19 protein-coding genes are annotated in these 21,064 nt (G+C 51.4%); 18 read left to right on the plus strand and 1 reads right to left on the minus strand.

Going from position 1 to position 21,064, the window contains the following annotated elements; all coding sequences use genetic code 11:
• Positions 1-135 precede the first annotated feature (135 nt).
• The 17 genes from yabN (at position 136) to spoIIE (ending at position 17,741) form a co-directional block, all read left to right on the plus strand.
• On the plus strand, positions 136-1,716 hold the full coding sequence (gene yabN, locus PAT3040_RS12595; protein ID WP_108992930.1) for a bifunctional methyltransferase/pyrophosphohydrolase YabN: 1,581 nt from the start codon (positions 136-138) through the stop codon (positions 1,714-1,716).
• Positions 1,717-1,911: 195 nt separating this feature from the next.
• Positions 1,912-2,184, plus strand: a complete 273-nt coding sequence (locus PAT3040_RS12600) for an HU family DNA-binding protein (protein WP_087571204.1) — start codon at positions 1,912-1,914, stop codon at positions 2,182-2,184.
• A 3-nt stretch (positions 2,185-2,187) separates the two neighbouring features.
• The gene (locus PAT3040_RS12605) at positions 2,188-2,475 is read left to right on the plus strand and encodes an RNA-binding S4 domain-containing protein (RefSeq protein ID WP_087571205.1); all 288 of its coding nucleotides are present in this window, start codon (positions 2,188-2,190) and stop codon (positions 2,473-2,475) included.
• Between the two features lie 913 nt (positions 2,476-3,388).
• Complete coding sequence (gene yabP / locus PAT3040_RS12610) at positions 3,389-3,673, plus strand: sporulation protein YabP (protein ID WP_087571206.1); 285 nt, start codon at positions 3,389-3,391, stop codon at positions 3,671-3,673.
• Positions 3,670-4,287 carry a spore cortex biosynthesis protein YabQ gene (yabQ, locus tag PAT3040_RS12615; protein ID WP_258234959.1) on the plus strand — a complete coding sequence of 206 codons (618 nt, stop codon included), beginning with the start codon at positions 3,670-3,672 and terminating at the stop codon, positions 4,285-4,287. Before yabP ends, yabQ begins: the two co-directional genes overlap by 4 nt.
• A complete protein-coding gene (locus PAT3040_RS12620; protein ID WP_179215864.1) occupies positions 4,287-4,601 on the plus strand; it encodes an FtsB family cell division protein in 315 nt (104 codons plus the stop codon). Before yabQ ends, PAT3040_RS12620 begins: the two co-directional genes overlap by 1 nt.
• A gap of 145 nt (positions 4,602-4,746) precedes the next feature.
• The gene (locus PAT3040_RS12625) at positions 4,747-5,250 is read left to right on the plus strand and encodes a S1 domain-containing RNA-binding protein (RefSeq protein WP_087571208.1); all 504 of its coding nucleotides are present in this window, start codon (positions 4,747-4,749) and stop codon (positions 5,248-5,250) included.
• Between the two features lie 288 nt (positions 5,251-5,538).
• Positions 5,539-6,546: a zinc-dependent alcohol dehydrogenase gene (locus tag PAT3040_RS12630; RefSeq protein ID WP_108992931.1), complete on the plus strand. Its 1,008-nt coding sequence runs from the start codon at positions 5,539-5,541 to the stop codon at positions 6,544-6,546.
• 12 nt (positions 6,547-6,558) lie between these two features.
• Positions 6,559-7,389 carry a sugar phosphate isomerase/epimerase family protein gene (locus PAT3040_RS12635; protein WP_108992932.1) on the plus strand — a complete coding sequence of 277 codons (831 nt, stop codon included), beginning with the start codon at positions 6,559-6,561 and terminating at the stop codon, positions 7,387-7,389.
• A 16-nt stretch (positions 7,390-7,405) separates the two neighbouring features.
• Entirely contained in the window at positions 7,406-8,728 is a 1,323-nt protein-coding gene (locus PAT3040_RS12640) for an extracellular solute-binding protein (RefSeq protein ID WP_108992933.1), read from the plus strand.
• A gap of 89 nt (positions 8,729-8,817) precedes the next feature.
• Positions 8,818-9,693 carry a carbohydrate ABC transporter permease gene (locus tag PAT3040_RS12645; RefSeq protein ID WP_108992934.1) on the plus strand — a complete coding sequence of 292 codons (876 nt, stop codon included), beginning with the start codon at positions 8,818-8,820 and terminating at the stop codon, positions 9,691-9,693.
• A complete protein-coding gene (locus PAT3040_RS12650; RefSeq protein WP_108992935.1) occupies positions 9,690-10,532 on the plus strand; it encodes a carbohydrate ABC transporter permease in 843 nt (280 codons plus the stop codon). Before PAT3040_RS12645 ends, PAT3040_RS12650 begins: the two co-directional genes overlap by 4 nt.
• Positions 10,533-10,648: 116 nt before the next feature.
• The gene (locus PAT3040_RS12655) at positions 10,649-11,512 is read left to right on the plus strand and encodes a sugar phosphate isomerase/epimerase family protein (protein WP_108992936.1); all 864 of its coding nucleotides are present in this window, start codon (positions 10,649-10,651) and stop codon (positions 11,510-11,512) included.
• Between the two features lie 7 nt (positions 11,513-11,519).
• A complete protein-coding gene (locus tag PAT3040_RS12660; RefSeq protein WP_108992937.1) occupies positions 11,520-12,686 on the plus strand; it encodes a Gfo/Idh/MocA family protein in 1,167 nt (388 codons plus the stop codon).
• A 42-nt stretch (positions 12,687-12,728) separates the two neighbouring features.
• Complete coding sequence (locus PAT3040_RS12665; RefSeq protein WP_108992938.1) at positions 12,729-13,619, plus strand: AraC family transcriptional regulator; 891 nt, start codon at positions 12,729-12,731, stop codon at positions 13,617-13,619.
• Positions 13,620-13,634: 15 nt separating this feature from the next.
• On the plus strand, positions 13,635-14,669 hold the full coding sequence (locus PAT3040_RS12670; protein ID WP_108992939.1) for a TIM barrel protein: 1,035 nt from the start codon (positions 13,635-13,637) through the stop codon (positions 14,667-14,669).
• A 579-nt stretch (positions 14,670-15,248) separates the two neighbouring features.
• A complete protein-coding gene (gene spoIIE, locus PAT3040_RS12675; RefSeq protein ID WP_108992943.1) occupies positions 15,249-17,741 on the plus strand; it encodes a stage II sporulation protein E in 2,493 nt (830 codons plus the stop codon).
• Positions 17,742-18,375: 634 nt separating this feature from the next.
• Here spoIIE and PAT3040_RS12680 read toward each other — a convergent pair.
• Positions 18,376-19,893 (minus strand): malate:quinone oxidoreductase, encoded by a 1,518-nt coding sequence (locus PAT3040_RS12680; RefSeq protein WP_108992940.1) that lies wholly within the window; start codon positions 19,891-19,893, stop codon positions 18,376-18,378.
• A 269-nt stretch (positions 19,894-20,162) separates the two neighbouring features.
• Here PAT3040_RS12680 and PAT3040_RS12685 point away from each other — a divergent pair, with 269 nt between their 5' ends.
• Entirely contained in the window at positions 20,163-20,840 is a 678-nt protein-coding gene (locus tag PAT3040_RS12685) for a GDSL-type esterase/lipase family protein (RefSeq protein WP_258234960.1), read from the plus strand.
• The last annotated feature ends 224 nt before the right edge of the window (positions 20,841-21,064 follow it).

The raw sequence follows: 21,064 nt of genomic DNA on the forward strand, positions 1-21,064 counted from the left end.
GGCGCCGCCGTGCTGCGCGGCGGCGCCATCGGCGCGCGCGAATGGCGCGCGCTGCCGGGCGGCGAGGAGCTGGCCGACCGATTGCGGCGGCGGGGGCTCATCCCGCCCAAGTAACCCTTGAAGGAGGAATAAACAATGTCTCAAGCCATCATAGAAATTATCGGTCTTGGCGCCGGGGATCCCGATGCGCTGACGCTTGGCGTATGGAAAAAGCTGCAATCGGCCAATCGCCTGTTCGTGCGAACGGAGCGTCATCCCGTTATGTCGCTGCTGAACGAGAATGGCATAACCTATACGACATTCGACTCCCTGTATGAGCAGTACGAATCGTTTCCCGAAGTGTACGAAGGGATTGCCGGGATATTGCTGGAAGAGGCCCGGAAATCGAAGCCGGCCGATGAAGCTAATGCGAGCAATCCGACATCGGAGCTGACTGACGAAACGATCTCGGCTACAGCCGGAACGGGCTACGCTGCCTCGCCGCCCGTCGTTCCTTCCATCGTCTACGCCGTTCCGGGTCACCCGATGGTTGCCGAACGAACGGTCCAGCTGCTTAGGGAGCGCTGCGCCGAAGCCGGCATCGAGCTTCGGATTACCGGCGGCGAGAGCTTCCTGGATGCCGCGTTCATCAGCCTTGGCATCGATCCTATCGAGGGCTTTGCCCTGCTCGATGCGGCGGAGCTTCAGCCTTCTTTGCTTCAGCCGCAGCTTCATACGCTTATCGGGCAGGTCTATGACGAATTTACGGCATCTGATGTCAAGCTGGCGCTTATGGAGCGTTATCCCGACGATCATGAAGTCATCATCGGCCATGCGCTTGGCGTGCAAGGCGAAGAGCGAATCATTCGCGTCCCACTCTTCGAGCTGGATCGCGACCAGGAATACGGCAATTTATCGCTTGTTTATGTACCGCGCTCCGACGACCCTTCGCTTCGGAACCGTACGTTCGAACGGCTGCACGAGATTGTTGCCATTCTTCGCAGCCCCGAAGGATGTCCGTGGGATCGCGAGCAGACGCATCAGTCCATCCGCAAGAACTTCATCGAGGAGCTGTACGAAGCGCTGGAGGCGATCGACAATGACGATCCCGACGGCATGCAGGAGGAATTCGGCGATATTATCCTGCAAGTGATGCTTCACAGCCAGATGGAGGAAGAGACAGGAATGTTCTCCGTCTATGACGTTATTCAGACGCTGAACGAGAAGCTGATCTTCCGCCATCCGCATGTCTTCGGCGATCAAAGCGCAGGAGATGCAGGCGAAGCGCTCGTCAATTGGGAGGCTATGAAGGCCGAGGAGAAGAAGCGCAAGGGCACGGAGCGCAAGTCGCAGCTGGACGGCATTCCGCCGGATTTGCCGGCTCTGATGAAGGCTTACAAGATTCAGAAGAAGGCTGCGAAGGTCGGCTTCGACTGGGACGAGCTGGAGCCGATGCTCGCGAAGATCGAAGAGGAGCTTAAGGAGCTTCGCGAGGCGATCGCGACGGGCGATCGGGAGGAGCAGGCTGCCGAGCTTGGAGATCTGTTGTTCGCCGTCGTGAACGCTTCTAGGTTCATCGAGGCAGACCCGGAAGAAGCGCTCTCTCGCACGAATCGAAAGTTTCGTAGTAGATTCGAATATATTGAAGAGCAGCTTCGTATAAACGGCAAAACTTTTGACCAGACTGATTTACTAGAGATGGATCGTTGGTGGGAGGAAGCAAAGCGGCAAAAATAACCCGCGTCCGGCAGACTTTCGCCACAATTCGCCCCTTTTCTGCACTATTCCCAAAAAAATTTGCTGTAAGCAGCAGGATTTCTGCTACTTGAGAAGAATATGTATTCTTCGTGAGAGCAGATTTTGCCAAAGGGCATCGCCGCCTATGTGCGGCATCGCCACAAAAATATGGATAACCTTTAGGAGGAAACTATGATGAACAAAACAGACCTGATCAACAACATTGCTGAGAAAAGCGGCCTGACTAAACGTGATGTAGAAGCGGTATTGAACGGCTTCCTGGGCGAAGTAACTGACGCTCTGGCTGGCGGCGACAAAGTGCAACTGATCGGCTTCGGTACTTTCGAAACTCGCAAACGTTCCGGCCGCGTAGGCCGCAACCCGCAAACGGGCAAAGAAATTACAATCCCGGAATCCAAAGTTCCTGCATTTAAAGCAGGCAACAAGCTGAAAGAAGCGATCAAGTAATTCATGCGTCTCGATAAATTTCTCAAGGTGTCCAGATTAATCAAGCGCCGCACCGTCGCGAAGGATGTATCCGAGCAAGGGCGCGTTTGGATTAACGGCCGCGAGGCGAAGGCTAGCAGCGCTGTAAAGGTTGGCGACGAACTTCAGATCCAGTATGGACAAAAGATCGTCACGGTGCGCGTCGAGCGCCTCATGGAGACAACTCGCAAGGAAGAAGCCGGCGAGATGTACACCCTGGTGAAAGAAGAGCAGCGTCCCCGCGAGAGCGAGCTCGAGTGGGAGAAGCCTTAAGTACGAAGCAGTCCGCCTCCCCGAGAGGCGGTCGCTTCATGCTCAGGCAACAAGAACCGCCTACGACCGGATGACCGGAGCTGGGCGGTTCTTGCTGTATAGACGGAAGTGGAGGTTGCCCGAGCTTAGCGCCTTAGCAGCTCAGCACCTTAGCATCTTATTGCCGTAGCACCCTAGCTATTTAGTGCCTTAGTGATTAGATGGAAAACCTCCCTTTATTCTCGACTATGGATGTCCATGGGGGCTAATAAGAGGAAATCCTCCATCTAATCAACAGATTAAAAGGTACAAAACCAGTATTTGACCCTATTAGAGGGCGATTATCCCACTATTGGTTCGCCCAACAGGCGAATGCCGATAATTAGAGGGCAATTTTCCCTCTAAATTCCAAGCCGGAGCCCGACCTCTTGCCGCTAGGAGCGTTACACGCCATCCAGCGTGTCCCAACCTACGCCGCCAGCAGCGTTACACGCCATCCAGCGTGCCCCGACCTCTTGCCGCCAGCTGTGTCGCCACCAATCCAGCATGCCCCAACCTCTTGCCGCTAGCAGCGTTACACGCCATCCAGCGTGTCCCGACCTCTTGCCGCCAGCAACGTCACACGCCAATCCATCGCCAGCGCGACGTTACGCCATACGGAGGTCACGACTCTCTCAGGCTTTTGTTCTAAACCTTGTCCGTCTCTCATAAAGTAATAGTGAGAGTTCAAAAAGTTCGGTTTTCAGCACCGAGAAAATTGAATGAAAGTAGAAACTGAGTAGCGGAGCGTAGTGGAAGCTACGTGAGCAACGGAAGTTTCGCTTGAATTCAAGATTCGATGTCGACTAGGCTTCAGGGTATACTTCGTGATCAAAAGCGGACTTTTTGAATTACCTCTAATAGGGAATATGATTGCGAAGCGGGGGAGAGCGGTATGGTGGAGCAGGGGAAGGGACACAAGACGCAGGATGTAAAGCTGATCAGCCGGAAGGTGCTGGAGCTGACGGGCGTAAAGAACGTGGAGAGTTTCGACAGCGAAGAATTTCTGCTTGATACGGAGCTGGGATTTCTAACGGTGGCAGGTCAGAACTTGCATATGAAGCATCTCAGCCTGGAGCAAGGCCTGGTCGCCATTGAAGGGCATGTAAATTCGCTCGCCTATCTTGACGGTGCAACAGCCGCGAAGTCCAAAGGGTTGTTCGGGAAGCTGTTCAAGTGACGCTTAGCGTACAATGGATGACGATGGCGGTCATGCTGCTGTCGGGACTCGGCATGGGTGCGGTGTTCGATGGCTACCGCGTTGTGTCGAACGAGCTGAAATTCCCCAAGTGGTGGCTGCCGGCGCTCGACGTCCTGTATTGGATCGCATCCGCGGTCGTCGTGTTCCGAATGCTGTACGCGAGCAACAACGGCGAGGTGCGGGCGTACGTATTTCTTGGACTGGCTGTCGGCGTCATCCTCCATTATTGGCTGTTCAGCAGGGCGGTTATCGTCTCGGTGAAGTGGCTTATTGCGGCCGTTCGAGCTTGTATTCGCTTTATTCTGAAAATTTTTGAGATTTTTATCGTAAAACCGATTCAATTGCTCTACAAGGTGGTTATAGTTTTAATAGGATTTGGGTCTGCGCTCACTATTTTCACTCTAAAGATTGTGATACAATTGGTTCGTCCAATCGGGTTGCTGCTTGTTTGGATGACGAAACCGATCTGGCGTCCGCTGGGAAGATGGCTGAAGCCCTACTGGGACAAGCTGAAGCCCGGAGAGCGGATCGGGAAGCTGGCGGTACTCCTTCGGAGCCGCTGGACATCATGGTTCAAGAAGGGAGATCGCTAATGGCAACTGCAACTGCAACGGCGAAGAAGCCGGCCGGTACAGCCGCGGCTAAACGCAGATACAAGCTTTGGATGACGTTTATCCTTTTGTTTATGGGCTGGGCAGGCTATACTTTGTTCGGACAGCTGCAGCAGCAGAAGGCGACTCATGACAAGCTGACGTCGATCCAGACTCAGATCGAGGCGGCGAAGGCGAACAACGATGAACTGAAGCGTCAGGTGGAGCGCCTGAACGATCCTGAATATATATCTCAGCTTGCCACCAAGGAGCAAGGAATGGTGAAGCAGGGCGAGAAGCAAATTTTCCGTGATTAATCCGCCACATATTAGGCACCGTATGGGGTGAACGTCTGTTGACCTTACTTCTTCCATTCGGGTATAATCACGATAGAAGCCAATTCCTATCGGAAGCGATAGGACAGGGACTCACTAAACTTTTGAGAGAGGAACATTTTATTTTATGGCAATTGAAGTGGGCGCCAAGTTAGAAGGGAAAGTGACGGGCATCACGCATTTCGGGGCATTTGTCGACTTATCGGGAGGTGTCACAGGCCTTGTTCACATCTCGGAGATTGCCGATAACTACGTCAAGGACGTGAAGGATCATCTTAAGATCGACGATGTCGTCAAGGTCAAAGTGATCAACGTGGACAAAGACGGAAAGATCGGACTATCCATTAAGCAAGCCATTGATCGGCCGGAAGGTCAACCTGCTCCGCAGCGCGAGCGTTCGGGCGGCGGCCCTGGAGGAGACCGTTTTGGCGGCGGCGGTGGCGGTGGAGGTCGTGGCCCAGGCGGCGGCGGACGTCCCTTCAACAAACAATCTTCTGGCAGACCGTCCTACGGTAAACCGTCATTCGAAGATAAAATGTCCCGATTCTTAAAGGATAGCGAAGAACGTATCTCTTCCCTTAAGAAGAATACGGAAGGCAAACGCGGCGGACGCGGAGCCAAGCGCATCTAATTCCTATACACTCACATGCCTGTCGGCATGCGCCAATAAAGCTGTGGGCAACGTTTGTAATTGAGACTTAATGAGACAAATAACTTTATAAATTATAGAACCTTGATGACCATTCGTTGGTCTATCAAGGTTTTTTTTGTATTAAAGTAATTTCGGTCAGAAGGAAGAGAATTCAGGGAGTGGGCGAAGATCGTTGTTTTAGATAAAAAATCGGTTTTGTGATCAAAGACTTCAAACCGGAAAAGCTCTAAATTAATAATGTAAGCGACAACAAAGGAGTGAACCCGATTGATAAATCGCAAAATCATGTTCGTCAGCCCGCAACAGGTTGAAACCGTAGAAGAAGATTTCAGTCCGCCGGATCTGGCGGAACACGAAGTACTCGTTAAACTGATTTATTCGCTCATCAGCCCAGGAACAGAGCTGGCGATGTTATCCGGCAAGGAAGAATGGGCCCAATTGCCGGTTTGTCCGGGCTACGCAAGCGTTAGCCGCGTCGTTGAAGTCGGGCAGGGAGTTGCGGGCTTCAAGCCGGGAGATACCGTGTTCCATTACGGAAGCCATTCGGAATATCAAGTGGTATCCGCAAATCATATGTGCATTAAACCTCCGGCCGACCTTGATTTAAGATGGGTGCCGTTTACCCGGATGGCAACCGTTGCATTTACGGCGGTACGCGTGTCCAATATCGAGGTTGGAGATTACGTAAGCGTAACCGGCCTTGGCTTGGTGGGCAACCTGGCCGCTCAGCTTGCTCGCCTTCAGGGAGCTTTCGTTATCGGCGTCGATCTGTCGTCCAAACGGATAGAAACCGCGCAACGATGCTGCGTCGATTATGTACTTAACGGCGGCAATGGTGGAGTTAAGGAGCAAATTCTGGCATTAACGGGAGGGCAAGGTGTGTCGACGCAGATCGAAGCGACGGGCGTACCCAAAGTTGGCGTAGAAAGTCTGGAGTGGATCGGGAGCTTGGGGGAGATCGTTTTTCTGGGCAGCCCGCGCGGGGAGTTCAACACGGATGTAACGGACGTTCTGAATTATTGCCATCTATACAATCGGGGCTGCATTACATTTAAAGGGGCCCACGAATGGAGATATCCAATGGGTCCGAACCCGTTTATCAAGCATTCGTTAGTCCGCAATTCCAAAATCGTGTTTGAACTGATGAAACAAAACCGATTGCAAATCGAACCATTGCTTAGCCATGTAATAAAGCCGGAACAGGCGAAAGAAGCTTACGCGGGCCTAAGAAACAACAAGGACGAATACAATGGCGTTTTGTTCGATTGGTCCTAGGAGGAATAATAAGTGATTAGAGGATTAACGCGGGCAGGCCTGGGAACGATCGAATCAAATGAGCGCTTAATTTCTGGAGCGGCTCAATTCGGCTTTCAAGCGATCGATCTTAATCCGCTTCATTTTATTCGGGAGTGCGGGATGGAAAAAGCGAAGGACTTGCTGGATAACAAAGGGGTCATGATCGGATCCATCGATTTGGATGTCGACTGGCGATCTAGCGAAGAGCGATTTAGGGAAGGGTTAAAAGCTCTGCCGGAAGCGGCTGAAGCGGCTATGTCCTTAGGCTGCTTCAAGTGCTGCACGTATATTTTACCATCCACCGATGAGCCAGCCGCCCCTTTTATGGCTGCAGCGACACGCCGATTGAAGTTATGCGCCGACATTTTGGGAGCTTACGGCATTCGTCTTGGATTGGAATTCGTAGGCAGCTGGCATTTACGAACGCAATGGGCTAACCCGTTTTTATGGACAATGGACGACACACTCGATTGGATCGAGACGATCGGAGCGCATAATGTGGGCTTACTGATCGATTCTTATCACTGGCATACTAACGGAATGACGACAGACGATCTATTAAAGCTGAAGCCGGCATATATCGTTCACGTTCATATCAACGATGCCAAGGCCGGACCGATCGAAAACCTGCTGGATGGCGATCGCTTGTATCCGGGCGAGGGCGTCATCAATTTGCACGGCTTTCTGCAAGCCTTACAGGCGGCAGGTTATTCCGGCGTTGTTGCCCAAGAAGTGTTGGGCTCGCCATCTTCTTTAAGCATGGACGAGCTGTTGGCCAGATCCAAGGCCGGATTCGATATAGCTTTCGCAAATCTACAATAATCGGAGGGGTTTATACATGTTAATGAGACATAGAAAAATGCAAATGCTTCTGATCATTTTGCTTATCGTTTCTATCGCGTTAATCGGATGCGGCAAAAATTCGTCAGCCGGCAATGATGACGGTAAAGCTCCCTCGGACAAAATCACGCTGACGATCGGACATTTCGACATTGACGACAATGGCGCTATTTTCCGGGATGCCCTGGAGAAGTTCCGCAAGGAGAACCCTGAGATCAATCTCGTCGAAGAAGCGGTTCCGCATGACCCTTACCGGGTGAAAATGACGACGCTAGGGGCCTCGGGAGAACTGCCTGACCTGTTTGTAGCGAACGGCTCAATGCTGCTCGACTACATTCCAAAGGGATACGTCGGAACGTTTAACGAAGCGTTGGATCAAGATGCAGAATGGAAAAACGGCTTTCTGCCGAACAGCTTCGACGAATTTACGACCGATGGAAAAATATACGGCGTACCGACGGCGATGTTCTCTGTCCATGTCATTTACTATAATAAAGAGTTGTTTAAGCAGGCGGGTATCGCATCGTTTCCGCAAACGTGGGAGGAATTCACTGACGCAATCCTCAAACTCAAGGACAACGGGTTAACCCCGATAGCGATGGGCAACAAGTCGAACGTGCCGGTCGGATCGGTTTTGTTTGGCACGTTGGCTGACCGCTATACCGGTACGGCTTGGTTTAAGGCGGTGAAGGAAGGCACGGCGAAATTTACGGATCCTGAATTCGTAGATTCTTTGAAAGCGCTTCAAAAATTGGCCGAAATGGGTGCGTTTAACCCGGACATTAACAGCATCGACGGCGATATGGCAAGAACCTTATATTTCAACAAACAAGCGGCTATGATTGTAGACGGTGCTTGGGCGGTCACTAATATTTCCCGCGATGCTCCCGAGGATATTCAGAAAGCGACCGGATTAGCGATTCTTCCTGCCGTTCCGGGAGGAAAGGGCGATCCCATGTCCGTTGCAGGCGGTTCCGGCTGGTCGTTGGCCTTCAACTCGGAGCTGACTGGCGCTAAAAAAGATGCGGCTATCGCTTTGATTAAAAGTGTGTCCGGCCAGGAGTACGGTAGGACGAAAATCGAAAACAACGGTCAGCCTCCCGTCAAGGTGGAGGAATATGATCAATCGAAACTTTCTCCGCTGTCGGTGGACTATTTCGAACTGATGAACGACAAAAAGTTCTCGCCAATCTACGATATTCAACTTAGTCCGGCGTTGGTTGAAGTCATCTATAAAGGACTTCAGGATCTGCTGATCGGAGGCGTTACCCCCGAGGAGCTGTCCAAGAAAATACAGAGCGTAAGGGATACGATGAAATAACGAAGCTGCTGGTAGACTAAGCGAAAGCGAAGCAAGGGGGAGAAGCTCCCCCTTAGCCTCGCTTATCTTTCAGGAGAGGAGTGTATGATATGAGCAATAGCCGACTTTTCAAGCTGCGGGCAGGTCCTGCATTTCGTTATTTGGTTCCTATTTTCTCGATGTACGCCTTTACCGTATTGCTGCCGCTGCTAATTTCGATTTATTACAGCGTGTTCAATGAGGGAGGCACCAAATTTATCGGGCTGCAAAACTACATCTTGCTGGCGAAGGACAACGATTTTTGGTTTTCGGTTAAAAACAATATCATTCTCACGATCTTTAGCGTCTTAGGACAGGTCGGGTTTGCTTTTCTAATTGCCTCCTTTTTTATGACCAAGCTACTAAAGCTGGAGGGCCTTCATCGCATCGCGATATTTTTGCCGGTCGTTCTGGCTCCGGTCGTAACCGGCTACTTGTGGTCGTTAATCTACAACTATCGCATGGGAGTGCTCAACTGGCTATTAAATCTCTTTAACGCAGATCCTGTGTTATGGCTGGATAATCCCAATTATGTATTGTATTCGGTATCGGTTCCGCTTATCTGGCAGTACATCGGTTTGTATTTTATTATTTTTTTGGCGGGGATGCAAAATATATCGAAGGAAGTGCTGGAAGCAAGTGAAATTGATGGAGCCACGTGGTTCAAGAAAACGGCGTATGTCATCTTCCCGTTGTTAAAAAATGTGATGAGCGTTGCTCTTATTCTCTGTATTACCGGAACGTTGAAAGTGTTCGATCACATTTATGTCATGACGGGCGGAGGTCCCGGCCGAAGCTCGATGGTAATGGCCCAATACGCTTACAACAACGCCTTCACGATGAGCCGATTGAGCTATGGAAGCACAATTTCCATCGGGATGCTAATCTTGTGTGCGATTATCGTTCTGATCATGTCCAGATGGATAGGCGGTGAGTCGGAAAAATGAGAAAAAGCTCTTCTATTACGGTAAAACTGGGGTATGCGGGAACGAATCTGATCGTGTTTCTATTTTCTTTGTCGGCTCTATTTCCGATCGTCTGGATGCTGTATTCGTCTTTGAAATCAAATAAGGAATTCAGCATAAGCACGATGTCGCTGCCTTCAAGCCCGACGCTGGAGAATTATGTGAACGCCTTCAATATCGGAAATATCGGTTCTGCGATTTTTAGCAGCCTGCTCAACACCATTATTACGGTTCCGTTGATCATTTTATGTGCATTTGTCATCGGTTATTTTTTTTCCAGAATCGAATTCAAGGGTAAAAAAATCATGATGGTGCTGTTCTTGTCCGGCATGATGATTCCGATTCACGCGCTGCTTGTACCGCTATTTGTGCAGTTCAAGTGGATGGGGATGTTGGATACTCGGTTCACGCTGATTCTTCCTTACATCGCATTTCATTTACCGGTGGCGATTTTCCTGTTCGACAGCTTCATTAAAGGTATATCCAGGGAAATCGAAGAGGCGGCGTATATGGACGGAAGCTCATTCGATTACACGATGTTCAGAGTTATCTTTCCGATCTGCCTGCCGATTATGTCGACGGTTGCGATTTTAAGCATTCTTGGCACATGGAACGAGTTTTCGTTCGCGCTTGTGCTAAATAAATCGTCCGAGCTGTTTACGCTTCCGATTTGGCTAACCTTTTTCAGCGGCCAACATACGACGGATTATACCGGCAAAATAGCCGGTCTTGTCCTAACCTCGCTGCCTATTATCGTGATGTATTTATTTTTTAGCAACAAGATTATGACTGGTATGACCGCCGGGGCGGTAAAAGGATGAAAAGGATCGTTGTTTTGGACAAAAAACAAGTGTTGGTGATAAAGACCGACCGATGCGCCTGATTTTATACTAAGGTAGGAAAACGGATCTTTATTATGCTTAGCGGAGGTTTAACTATGTCTACTTTCAAAGGAAACATTGCGGTACATGCGATTACGTGGGGGGAGGATCATCACAAGGCGCTGGAGGAGGCTTCCAAGCTCGGCTACCGGGCAATAGAGCCATGGGCATCCTTCGTTCTTTCCTACGAGGATCGAATCGAGGAATTTAAGGAGCTTTTGGCTCGACATAATCTTGCGATGACTGGCCTTTACGGCGGCGCATCCGGGGGGATGAACCGGAGATTCGCGAATCCGGATGCTCGCCAGGAAATTATCGATTACAACGTTCGTCTGGCGCGCTCCATCGCCAAATGCGGAGCCGAGCATTTGGTGTTTGGACCAGGCGGCCCCCGCCAGAAGCCGACAAGTTTGGAAGAGTTAAAGCAAGCGGCGGTGACGATTAACGAGGCAGCCAAAAGAACGTTCGAGCTTGGAGTTAAAGCATGCCTGCATCCACATCTGTGGACGGAGGTGCAGGACGAGAACGAGCTCGACGAGTTGATGAACCTATGCGATCCTGATGTAGTATTTTTTGCGCCGGATTCGGCTCACTTGACCGGAGCGGGCATGGACCCGGCGGCGATTATCAGGAAGTATCGAGATCGGGTCGCCTATGTGCATTTAAAGGATTTAACCTCCAAGGAGGCGACAAAAGAGGACTTCCCGATGCTGATGGGCAACGAGGCGCTTCCCGTATTTTGCGAGCTTGGGCTTGGTTCTATCGATTTCCCGCCGATCATCGAAGCTTTAAACGAAATTGGATATAAGGGCTGGATGACCGTCGAAATCGATCAGTCGACAAGCACCCCGATGCAGAGCTTACGAATTTGCCGCGACTTTGTTGAGCAACAGCTGAACATTCCGGTCAGGGGAGCGTGACTCCGTCATGACGGCTAATAAAAAGGTGCGTATCGGCATGGTCGGCTACAAGTTTATGGGTAAAGCACATAGCCATGCATACAGGGATTTGCCCTTTTATTTTGATACGGATGTTGAGCCCGTGCTGCAAACGCTTGTCGGTCGGGATCAGAACGCCGTTCGGCTCGCCGCGGAGAAGCTGGGATGGTTATCTTACGAGACGGATTGGCGGCGATTATTGGAAAGGGACGATATCGACGTTATCGACATCGGCACTCCAAACGTCTCGCATTCGGAGATCGCCATTGCCGCAGCGAAGGCAGGCAAACATGTGCTCTGCGAGAAACCGCTTGCGATGAATGCTACTGAGGCCAAGGAAATGTGGAAAGCCGCGGAGCAAGCGGGCATCGTTCATATGATTTGCCACAACTATCGATTCGTGCCGGCCGTGCAATGGGCGAAGAAGCTTATTCAAGAGGGCGTACTAGGAGATATTTATCATTTTCGCGCCCAATACTTGCAAGATTGGATTATGGACCCCGCGTTCCCGCTTGTGTGGCGTATGAGGAAGGACGTAACCGGATCCGGAACGTTGGGCGATCTCATGGCGCATTCCATAGATCTGGCCAGGTTCTTGGTAGGGGAAATTCGCGAAGTGTCCGGTCTGATGGAAACGTTTATAAAGTCGAGGCCCGTAGGCGAAATGTCGGGGGGATTGGAGGCAGCGGCCAGCGGCGACTCCTTTGCCGAGGTGGATGTGGATGATGCGGCGGCCGCGTTGGCAAGATTCGATAACGGAGCAGTGGGCGTGTTCGAAGCTACTCGCTTCGCCAAAGGGAATCGTAACGGAAACCGCATCGAGATCAACGGCTCAAAGGGCTCGATCCGTTGGGGGATGGAGCAAATGAACAACCTTGAACTATACTTGGATAGTGATCCTCGCGGCACACAGGGCTTTCGGACAATTACCTGCACAGAGGGCGTACATCCCTATGCAGGGGCTTATTGGCCTGCGGGGCATGGGATCGGATACGAGCATACCTTTATTAATTTGATGCATGAGTTTATGCGGGGGATCTCCGGAGTCGGCGGCAAACCTTCTCCGAGCTTCGAGGATGGGTATCGCAACCAGGTTATTCTGGACGCGATTGAGCAATCGACGATCACAGGCTCGAAGGTTACGATTAAATATTAGAAAAGCTTTAATGGACGTGAAGTCAGTAAGGAGGTCAATGTAATGTATGAGACATGGATGAACAGCATTTCCCCTTTCGTCAGGGCGGCGAGAATTATGAAGTCCAACTCGCTAACCGGAGAATGGATGGATCACGATCACGTCTTTACGTATATCGAGCAGGGAGAAGCGGAGTTTTTCCTAAGCGGAGTGAAGTATGAGGCTCGAGAGGGCGACATTTTGCTCATGCACCCTTTTATGTCTCATATCATTAAATCGACCTCGTCCGTCCCATTGATTCAATATATTTTTCACTTTGATCTTTATTACGACGAGGAGCGCAGCTTGCTGAAGTATACGAACGCGACGAAGCGGTTGAGGAAAAAGGTCGTCGATAGGGAAATGAAGCTGACTTCGATCAAACCGATCTCCCATTTGCAATTAGCGGACAGGATCGATTTGAAGAAGCGGTTTCTGTTGCTGCATAAGGAGTTTCTGGACAAACGACCAGGAAGCTCTTTGATTATGAAATCGATTTGTTTGGAATTGCTGCACATCTTCTTGAAAAACCAGGTGGATCGCAAGGACGACGAAGGCAAAATGACAAAAGGGTGGGCATTTATCGAAAGAGCGATCAACTATATAAACGATTGCTTTTCCGACCCTCAGCTTAACAACATGTCGATTAGTGAACATGTCGGGGTGTCCACAAACCATTTGTCCCATTTGTTTAGGAAGCAGCTCGGCATATCGCTTCATAAGTACGTCACGCATATCCGGATTGAACAAGCGAAAAAAAGAATCGTCGAAGGAAAGCTCACTTTGACCGAAGTTGCGGATGAAGTCGGATTTTCCAGCATCCATTTGTTTAGCCGATCATTTAAATCGGCGGTCGGAATTATGCCCAGCAAGTTCGCGGCGATGCAATCCGCATTTATAAATGAAAATCGATAACGGAGGCAGATAAAGATGACGAGTTTTAAATTTTCAGTCGGCCCATGGAACGTGCATGAAGGTGCGGACGCATTTGGTCCCGAAGTAAGAACGTCCATTTCTTTTGAGCAGAAATTGGCTAAATTCAAGGAAATCGGGTTTACGGGCATTCAGTTTCACGATGACGACGCGGTGCCGGATATGAACGACCTGTCGGAAAACCAAATCAAGTCGCAGGCGAGGGAATTGAAGCAACACTTGGACTCACAAGGCATGGAAGCCGAATTTGTCGCTCCGCGCTTGTGGATGGACGGGAGAACGATCGATGGCGGCTATACCTCCAATTCGGCAGAGGACAGAGAGTTTGCATTATGGAGGTCGCTGCGCTCCATCGATATCGCAAGAGAACTCGGCTCCGATCGCTTGGTGCTGTGGCTTGCGAGGGAAGGTACACTGTGCGCGGAGAGCAAGGATCCGGTCGTCAGCCTGCAGCGCTTGCGCGATGCGGTAAATGCGATGCTGGCCTACGATCCCGGCATTCGCATTCTGATCGAGCCGAAGCCAAACGAGCCGATCGACCGAAGCTTCGTTCCGACGGTCGGGCACGTTCTCGGATTTGCGGCTGGAACCAACGATCCTGAACGCGTCGGTGCTTTGCTGGAATCCGCGCATGCCGTGCTGGCCGGTCTTGACCCTGCTTTGGAAATGGCGTTCTGCTTGGCGCAACGAAAATTATGGGGCGTCCATCTCAACGATCAAAACGGCCTTCGATACGATCAGGACAAATCGTTTGGCGTCGAAAATTTGCGTTCCGCCTTTAACCAGATTAAAGTACTTATGGACAACGGGTACGGCAGCAATGGCGAGTATGTCGGTCTTGACGTAAAGGCTATGAGAACGCAATCCGGGGAGCTGTCGTATGCTCATTTGGAAAATAGCTTAAAAATGGTTAAATTGCTGGAGTCCAAGGTTCGACGTATGGACAAGGAGTTAGTGTCTGCCTATCAAAATTCCCGAAACTATGAAGCGCTTGAGATGTATGTCATGGAACTTTTGTTGGGCGAAAAATAAATAATCGGCCTCACCTGGAAGAGGCTGCAGGAAACGATCATGTTAGTCATCACGAAATAACGGATCGCGCCGGGGAGGAAATGTCCGTCTCCGGTTCCCGCAGCCTATCCCTGTCCCAGGAAGCGCCGGTCGTTTCCCTTTTCCGACTTGATAATCGAATTGCCTGGCCTGACTACCGTCGAATGCTTTCGTTCCGGGTGGCTAACACCGCTAATTTGCCATTATAGGGTCTGCGTATGTCGAAGCCGGCGCCTGTTGATCGGCATTTCTGAAATATTCCTCGCCGAGCTCAATAGTTTTCCCCCATACTCTTCCATTACCGACAGGTTCCTGCCATCGTCGCCATTGAATTGAAAGCGTTCTCTATAAAATTTGTTGAGGGAGATTTGTCGGATGACGAGTCGGCCATCAGCGCAAAGCCGCGCTGGGCCTGCATTTGTATGCCACATGACAAGGCGCGCGGCGCTCTTTCGCTTTGTCGGAAAAAACTTTGGCGCGACTTACGATAACTGACAAACTTTATAAGGATGAGCCCCTATAATGGGGAACACATTACATTCGGATAAGGTGGTGTCTTTCATGAAGAAGGAGAATGCGCTTGGCAGATCCGGGATGAGGCAGGGGAGCTTCGTCCGCAACCTGAAGGAAAAGGCTGTAGAGTGGAAGGCTGCAAAAGGATTTATGAATATGCTTTTGGCCAAAAAATGGACGTTCCTGCTTGTTGCCGTTGCTTTTTTGCTGGGACGAGCCGTCATTCTGGAGTCGCTGATGCCGTTTGCCGTCGCTTACTTCGCAGTCATCTACTTTATGCGAAGGGACATCTACCCGTGGATTGCGGCGTCGCTCGTAGCCGGCAGCTGGCTGGCCGCCGAACCTGCGCCGTTATGGATCGCGATGGAGATCGCCGTCATGTTCTTATTGTTAAAGGCGCTCGAGACATACGAAAAAGCGGAGCTGTCCACCGCTCCGATTCTGGTCTTTATATCAACGCTGCTTGTCCAGCTGTTTAGCGTGTTTATCGGCGACAGCTTAAGCTGGTACAGCTTTATGCTCGTCGTTGTCGAGGCTTCGCTGGCCTTCGTGCTGACGTTAGTCTTTATCCATGCGATCCCCGTATTGACGATGACGAAGAAGTCGGCAACGCTCAAGCATGAGGAGATCATCTGCGTCATGATTCTGTTAGCCTCTGTCATGACGGGGGCCGTCGGCTGGATTCTCTATGGCATGTCGGCAGAGCATGTCATGTCCCGTTACCTGCTGCTTCTGTTCGCGATGGCAGGCGGCGCGCCGCTTGGCGCATCCGTTGGCGTCGTGGCTGGCCTCATCCTGAGCCTGGCGGATTTCAGCGCCATTGTGCAGATGAGCATGCTCGCATTCGCCGGTCTGCTCGCCGGTCTGCTGCGGGATGGCGGGAAGATGGCTGCCGCGTTCGGCCTGCTGCTCGGCACGTCGATCTTGACGATCTACATTGGCACCCAGTCCGATGTCATGAACTCCACATGGGAGTCGGTCGCCGCAGCCACCTTATTGCTTCTTACCCCGCGCGGCGTCATTCGAACCATTGCCCGTTATGTGCCGGGCACCAATGAACATGCGAAGTCGCAGCATGAATATGCAAAGCGCGTACGGGAGGTGACGGCTGAACGCGTCATAAAGTTTTCCGATGTATTCCGCCAGCTGTCGCGTACCTTCGGGCAACTGAATCAGAAGGCGACCGAGGTTAAGCGCGACGATGAGATCGCCAGCTTTATGAACGCCGTCGCGGAACGAAGCTGCTTCTCCTGTCATCGGCGCAATGCTTGCTGGGAGGACAAGTACTTCCACACGTACAATATGATGACGGATATGATGGCCGCCGTAGAGGAGAAGCGCGTGCCCGCGGCCAAGGATCATCCTCGTTCATGGACGTCCCATTGCGGGAAGACGTCCCAGGTGCTCGGCGTTATGCAACATCAATATGAGCTGTATCAGAACAACATGCATTGGAAAAAACAAATTCTCGAGTCCCGTCAGCTTGTAGCGGACCAGTTGTACGGCGTATCCCAGGTTATGGAGGACCTGTCCAAGGAAATCCGACGCGAAGGTCAGACGCTTCATCTGCAGGAGGAGCAGATCCGGGAAGCAGTGGAGGGACTCGGTTTATCGATACAAGGCGTAGATATCGTCAATCTGGAGGAGGGAAATGTAGAGATCGAAGTGTACCACTCATTCGAGAGGGGCTTCGACGAATGCCGAAAAATCATCGCGCCGCTGCTTAGCGATATTTTGGGGGAGCATATCGCGGTCAAGTCGGAGCGCGAGCCGGCGAAGCAAGGAGAGCCGTCGCTGGCGATATTCGCCTCGGCGAAGCAATTCGAGGTGGAGACGGGCGTAGCGGGCGCCGCCAAGGGCGGGGATCTGCTGTCGGGAGACAGCTTTACCTTGATGGAGCTTGGCGGCGGCAAGTTCGCGGTCGCGATCAGCGACGGCATGGGCAACGGGGAGCGCGCGCGCCAGGAGAGCAGCGCGGCGTTATCCATTCTGCAGCAGCTGCTGCAGTCGGGCATGGACGAGAAGCTGGCGGTGAAATCGGTAAACTCCGTATTGCTGCTTCGTTCTGCCGAAGAAATGTACGCGACGGTAGACCTGGCTATCGTCGATCTCTATACAGCTCACACGACATTTATGAAGATCGGCTCGACGCCCAGCTTCATCAAACGCGGGAAGGAGGTTATTCCGATTACGGCCAACAATCTGCCAATCGGAATCATACAGGATATCGACGTCGACTTTGTGTCGATGCAGCTTCAGCCCGGCGATACGCTCATTATGATGAGCGACGGCATCTACGATGCTCCGGGATACGCGGTGAATAAGGAGATGTGGATGAAACGGATTATAGGGGAGATGAGTACGGAGAATCCGCAGGAGATGGCGGACGCGTTGCTCGAGACGGTGGTTCGTTATCACGAGGGTGACATCGTGGACGATATGACGGTACTGGTCGCGCGTATCGACAAACATTTGCCGGAGTGGGCAACCTTCCGCTGGCCGGGCGTAAGCCGCATGGAACGGCCAAGGACGGTGAGCTAAGGGGAGGATGACAAAGGGGGAGCTGAAAAGTAAATAGGGGGCTTGCGCCCTTCTTTCAAATACAGCTCTCTACTCTACTCTACAAGGGGGCAAGTTTCCACCAGAATAAAGTGCGTCCTCAGCCTGTGAGAGCAATTTGACACTTTAGGGAAGGAGAAGTAGGTGAGATGAAGATGTAATGTGGATATTGCGGTTAATGTGATAATGCGATTAACGTGGACATTGAGATTAATGGGAAAAGTGCCTTCTAAATTCGCTTCTAAACCGGATTTTGCGACTTTAATGGGAAATTTGCCCTCTAATCACGAATGAAATCGCGACAGCCGGCCTGTCCGCTTGAATTAGTGGGAACATTTCCCTCTACTTCATCGCTAAAAGGAATTGGCAATAAAGTAAAGGGACGTTTTACCCTTAAATTTGAGCGTTGTCTAGGCCAGGCTTAAAAAACTCAGAAGGGACATGCGAGAGTATACCGTTCTTCAAAAGCTGGCACAGTCGTTCGGCATTGAGCTAAAAAAGTTTGTGCCATCGTCGCATCCTCAAGTGACTTGGATTCTCTAACATTGCGCACAATATAAGGAATGCAAGACAACAAAAAAACCGCCTCGCAAAGAGGCGGTTCATTCACAATTCTTTAGGATACGGTGCGTTGAGCCGTCTTGGATGCTGATGCATCGTTCAAGCCCAGCGCTTGCGCAGTTGTTGCATGTATCTCCTGGATCAGATCCGGATGATCCAGCAGCGTCTTGCCATAGGAAGGAATCATTTCCTTAAGCTTCGGCTCCCACGCCTTGACATGCTGAGGGAAACACTTGGCGATCACTTCGAGCATAACGGATACGGCGGTCGAAGCGCCTGGCGAAGCACCTAGCAGAGCGGCGATGGAGCCGTCAGCGGCGCTGATGACCTCCGTGCCGAATTGCAGCGTGCCCTTGCCGGCAGCCGTGTCCTTGATAATTTGTACACGTTGCCCTGCCACGACAAGCTCCCAGTCCTCGCTCTTCGCGTTAGGAACGAACTGACGAAGTTCTTCCATCCGTTGTTCCTTGGACAACATAAGCTGCTTGATCAGATAGTTGGTCAGCGGCATGTTCTTTACTCCCGCGGCCATCATCGTCACGAGATTATGCGGCTTGATGGACGTAAACAAGTCCAGGTTGGAGCCGTACTTCAAGAACTTCGGCGTAAAGCCGGCGAACGGTCCGAAGAACAGCGACTCCTTGCCCTCGATGACGCGCGTATCCAGATGCGGCACGGACATTGGCGGAGCGCCGACCGACGCTTTGCCGTATACTTTTGCGCGGTGCTGCGACACGAGCTCCGGCTTGCGGCACACCATGAACAGACCGCTGACCGGGAAGCCGCCGATGCTCTTGCCTTCGGGAATACCCGACTTCTGCAAGAGGTGCAGGCTGCCGCCGCCGCTGCCGATGAATACGAACTTGGCATGATGACGCTCCACCGAATTGGTGGCTTCGTTGCGCACCTTGAGCTGCCAGGAGCCGTCGGCTGCGCGTTTTATATCGTCTACTCGATGATTATAGTTAATGTTTACATTCTGCGTAGCCAACTGCTTGAACAAAATGCGGGTCAGGGAGCCAAAGTTGACGTCCGTGCCGGATTCGATCCGCGTAGCGGCAATCGGACCGCTCTCCGTCCGATATTTCATCATGAGCGGGATCCACTTCGCCAGTTGTTCGGGATCTTCGGAGTATTCCATTCCCTCGAACAGCGGATTCGCGGACATCGCCTGGAATCTCTTCTTCAGGAAGTTAACGTCCTTCTCCCCTTGCACGAAGCTCATGTGGGGAACGGGACTGATAAAGTCCTTCGGATTGCGAATGAGCTTGCGATCTACCAGATAGGACCAGAATTGTCTGGATACCTGGAACTCTTCGTTTACCTTGACAGCCTTGCTAATATCCATGGAGCCGTCAGCTTTCTCGGTTGTGTAGTTCAACTCGCACAAGGAAGCGTGACCCGTCCCCGCGTTATTCCACTCATTGGAGCTTTCCTCTCCCGCAGCGCTGCGGCGCTCGAATACTGTAATGTTCCAGTCCGGAGCGAGTTCCTTTAGCAGCGAGCCCAGAGTCGCGCTCATTATGCCGGCGCCAATCAGGATGACGTCTGTTTTCTTAGGTTGGTTGCTCATATATACCGTCCTTAATCCTTCATTTTTGCAGAAAGGATGTAGGCTTGTCTTCGTAGGCGCCTCGGGCGATGCGACGGGGCGCAGGCTAGTCGTACATCTTTTCCGGATCATTCATGACCTTATCTCTTAGTGTAACACTATTAGTAGTAGATTAAAATCATTGCGTCTACTTTTTTGTGAACTTGACTTGACAGATTGGTTAGGCTTCCACTTCTAGGATAGAATCGATCTTTTTTATAAGTGCGAGTATCATCATTCCCTGGAATGCGGTGAATACATCGATAATTCCCGTCTCGAAATTGGAGGATGATTGCTACGATTGGTGGGCGCGCCATTCGCAAGTACTGGCAGAGCAAGGAGCCATCGATCCTGAGATTGTGCTGATCGGCGACTCGATCACGCATTTCTGGGGGGGTCAGCCGGAATCGGAGACGGTGCACGGCGAGCAGAAAGCATGGCAATCCGTATTCGCCGGAAAGCGCGTCCTGAATCTCGGATTCGGATGGGATCGAACCCAGAACGTGTTGTGGCGGCTGGAGCATGGCCAGTTGGTCGGGTTGTCTCCATCGTGGGTCGTGATTAACATCGGGACGAATAATACCAGCGAAACAGCGAATGCCCGGGCAAACACGGCTGCGGAAATCCGCGACGCCGTACGTGCCATCTGCGATCGGGTTCAGGCGGAAGCGCCTGCAGCGCGAATTGTGCTGATGGGCGTATTCCCGCGCGAGGAACATCCGGAGCATCCGACAAGAAAGTTAATTTCGGATATTAATGTCCTCTATAAGCAATTTGCAGAAGAACGCAATTATGTATTCCTGGATATAGGCTCGTTTATGTTGGATAAGGACGGGATTCTGTCGCGAGAAATCGCGTTCGATACCTGTCATCTGACGGAGAAAGGATATAACATCTGGGCCGACGCGCTTCGTCGCGTGCTGAGCTAGGTTCCAAGAACCTCATCCCCGCTTTAATGGTGATGAGGTTTTTTTGCTGAACTTATTTATCCTTGCAGCAAACTTTCCGTTAACATGCCGGGTAATACATATAGTGAGTGTTCAAAAAGTTCGGTTTTCAGCACCGAGAAGATGGAAGGCAAGTAGAAAATGAGGAGCGGAGCGTAGTGGAAGCTACGTGAGCACCGGAAGTTTCGCTTGCGTTCCATATTCGA

The sequence above is a fragment of the Paenibacillus agaridevorans genome (genome assembly GCF_003112455.1).
GTDB classification, from domain to species: Bacteria; Bacillota; Bacilli; order Paenibacillales; family Paenibacillaceae; genus Pristimantibacillus; species Pristimantibacillus agaridevorans.

What these genes read in the sequence shown, in the direction of transcription:
- PAT3040_RS12660 (WP_108992937.1), top strand. Translation starts at nt 11,520, where the DNA reads ATGACGGCTAATAAAAAGGTGCGTATCGGCATGGTCGGCTACAAGTTT.
- PAT3040_RS12645 (WP_108992934.1), top strand. Translation starts at nt 8,818, where the DNA reads ATGAGCAATAGCCGACTTTTCAAGCTGCGGGCAGGTCCTGCATTTCGT.
- PAT3040_RS12620 (WP_179215864.1), top strand. Translation starts at nt 4,287, where the DNA reads ATGGCAACTGCAACTGCAACGGCGAAGAAGCCGGCCGGTACAGCCGCG.
- PAT3040_RS12650 (WP_108992935.1), top strand. Translation starts at nt 9,690, where the DNA reads ATGAGAAAAAGCTCTTCTATTACGGTAAAACTGGGGTATGCGGGAACG.
- yabP (WP_087571206.1), top strand. Translation starts at nt 3,389, where the DNA reads ATGGTGGAGCAGGGGAAGGGACACAAGACGCAGGATGTAAAGCTGATC.
- PAT3040_RS12640 (WP_108992933.1), top strand. Translation starts at nt 7,406, where the DNA reads ATGTTAATGAGACATAGAAAAATGCAAATGCTTCTGATCATTTTGCTT.
- PAT3040_RS12670 (WP_108992939.1), top strand. Translation starts at nt 13,635, where the DNA reads ATGACGAGTTTTAAATTTTCAGTCGGCCCATGGAACGTGCATGAAGGT.
- PAT3040_RS12605 (WP_087571205.1), top strand. Translation starts at nt 2,188, where the DNA reads ATGCGTCTCGATAAATTTCTCAAGGTGTCCAGATTAATCAAGCGCCGC.
- spoIIE (WP_108992943.1), top strand. Translation starts at nt 15,249, where the DNA reads ATGAAGAAGGAGAATGCGCTTGGCAGATCCGGGATGAGGCAGGGGAGC.
- PAT3040_RS12665 (WP_108992938.1), top strand. Translation starts at nt 12,729, where the DNA reads ATGTATGAGACATGGATGAACAGCATTTCCCCTTTCGTCAGGGCGGCG.
- PAT3040_RS12680 (WP_108992940.1), bottom strand. Translation starts at nt 19,893, where the DNA reads ATGAGCAACCAACCTAAGAAAACAGACGTCATCCTGATTGGCGCCGGC.
- PAT3040_RS12655 (WP_108992936.1), top strand. Translation starts at nt 10,649, where the DNA reads ATGTCTACTTTCAAAGGAAACATTGCGGTACATGCGATTACGTGGGGG.
- PAT3040_RS12600 (WP_087571204.1), top strand. Translation starts at nt 1,912, where the DNA reads ATGAACAAAACAGACCTGATCAACAACATTGCTGAGAAAAGCGGCCTG.
- yabN (WP_108992930.1), top strand. Translation starts at nt 136, where the DNA reads ATGTCTCAAGCCATCATAGAAATTATCGGTCTTGGCGCCGGGGATCCC.
- PAT3040_RS12625 (WP_087571208.1), top strand. Translation starts at nt 4,747, where the DNA reads ATGGCAATTGAAGTGGGCGCCAAGTTAGAAGGGAAAGTGACGGGCATC.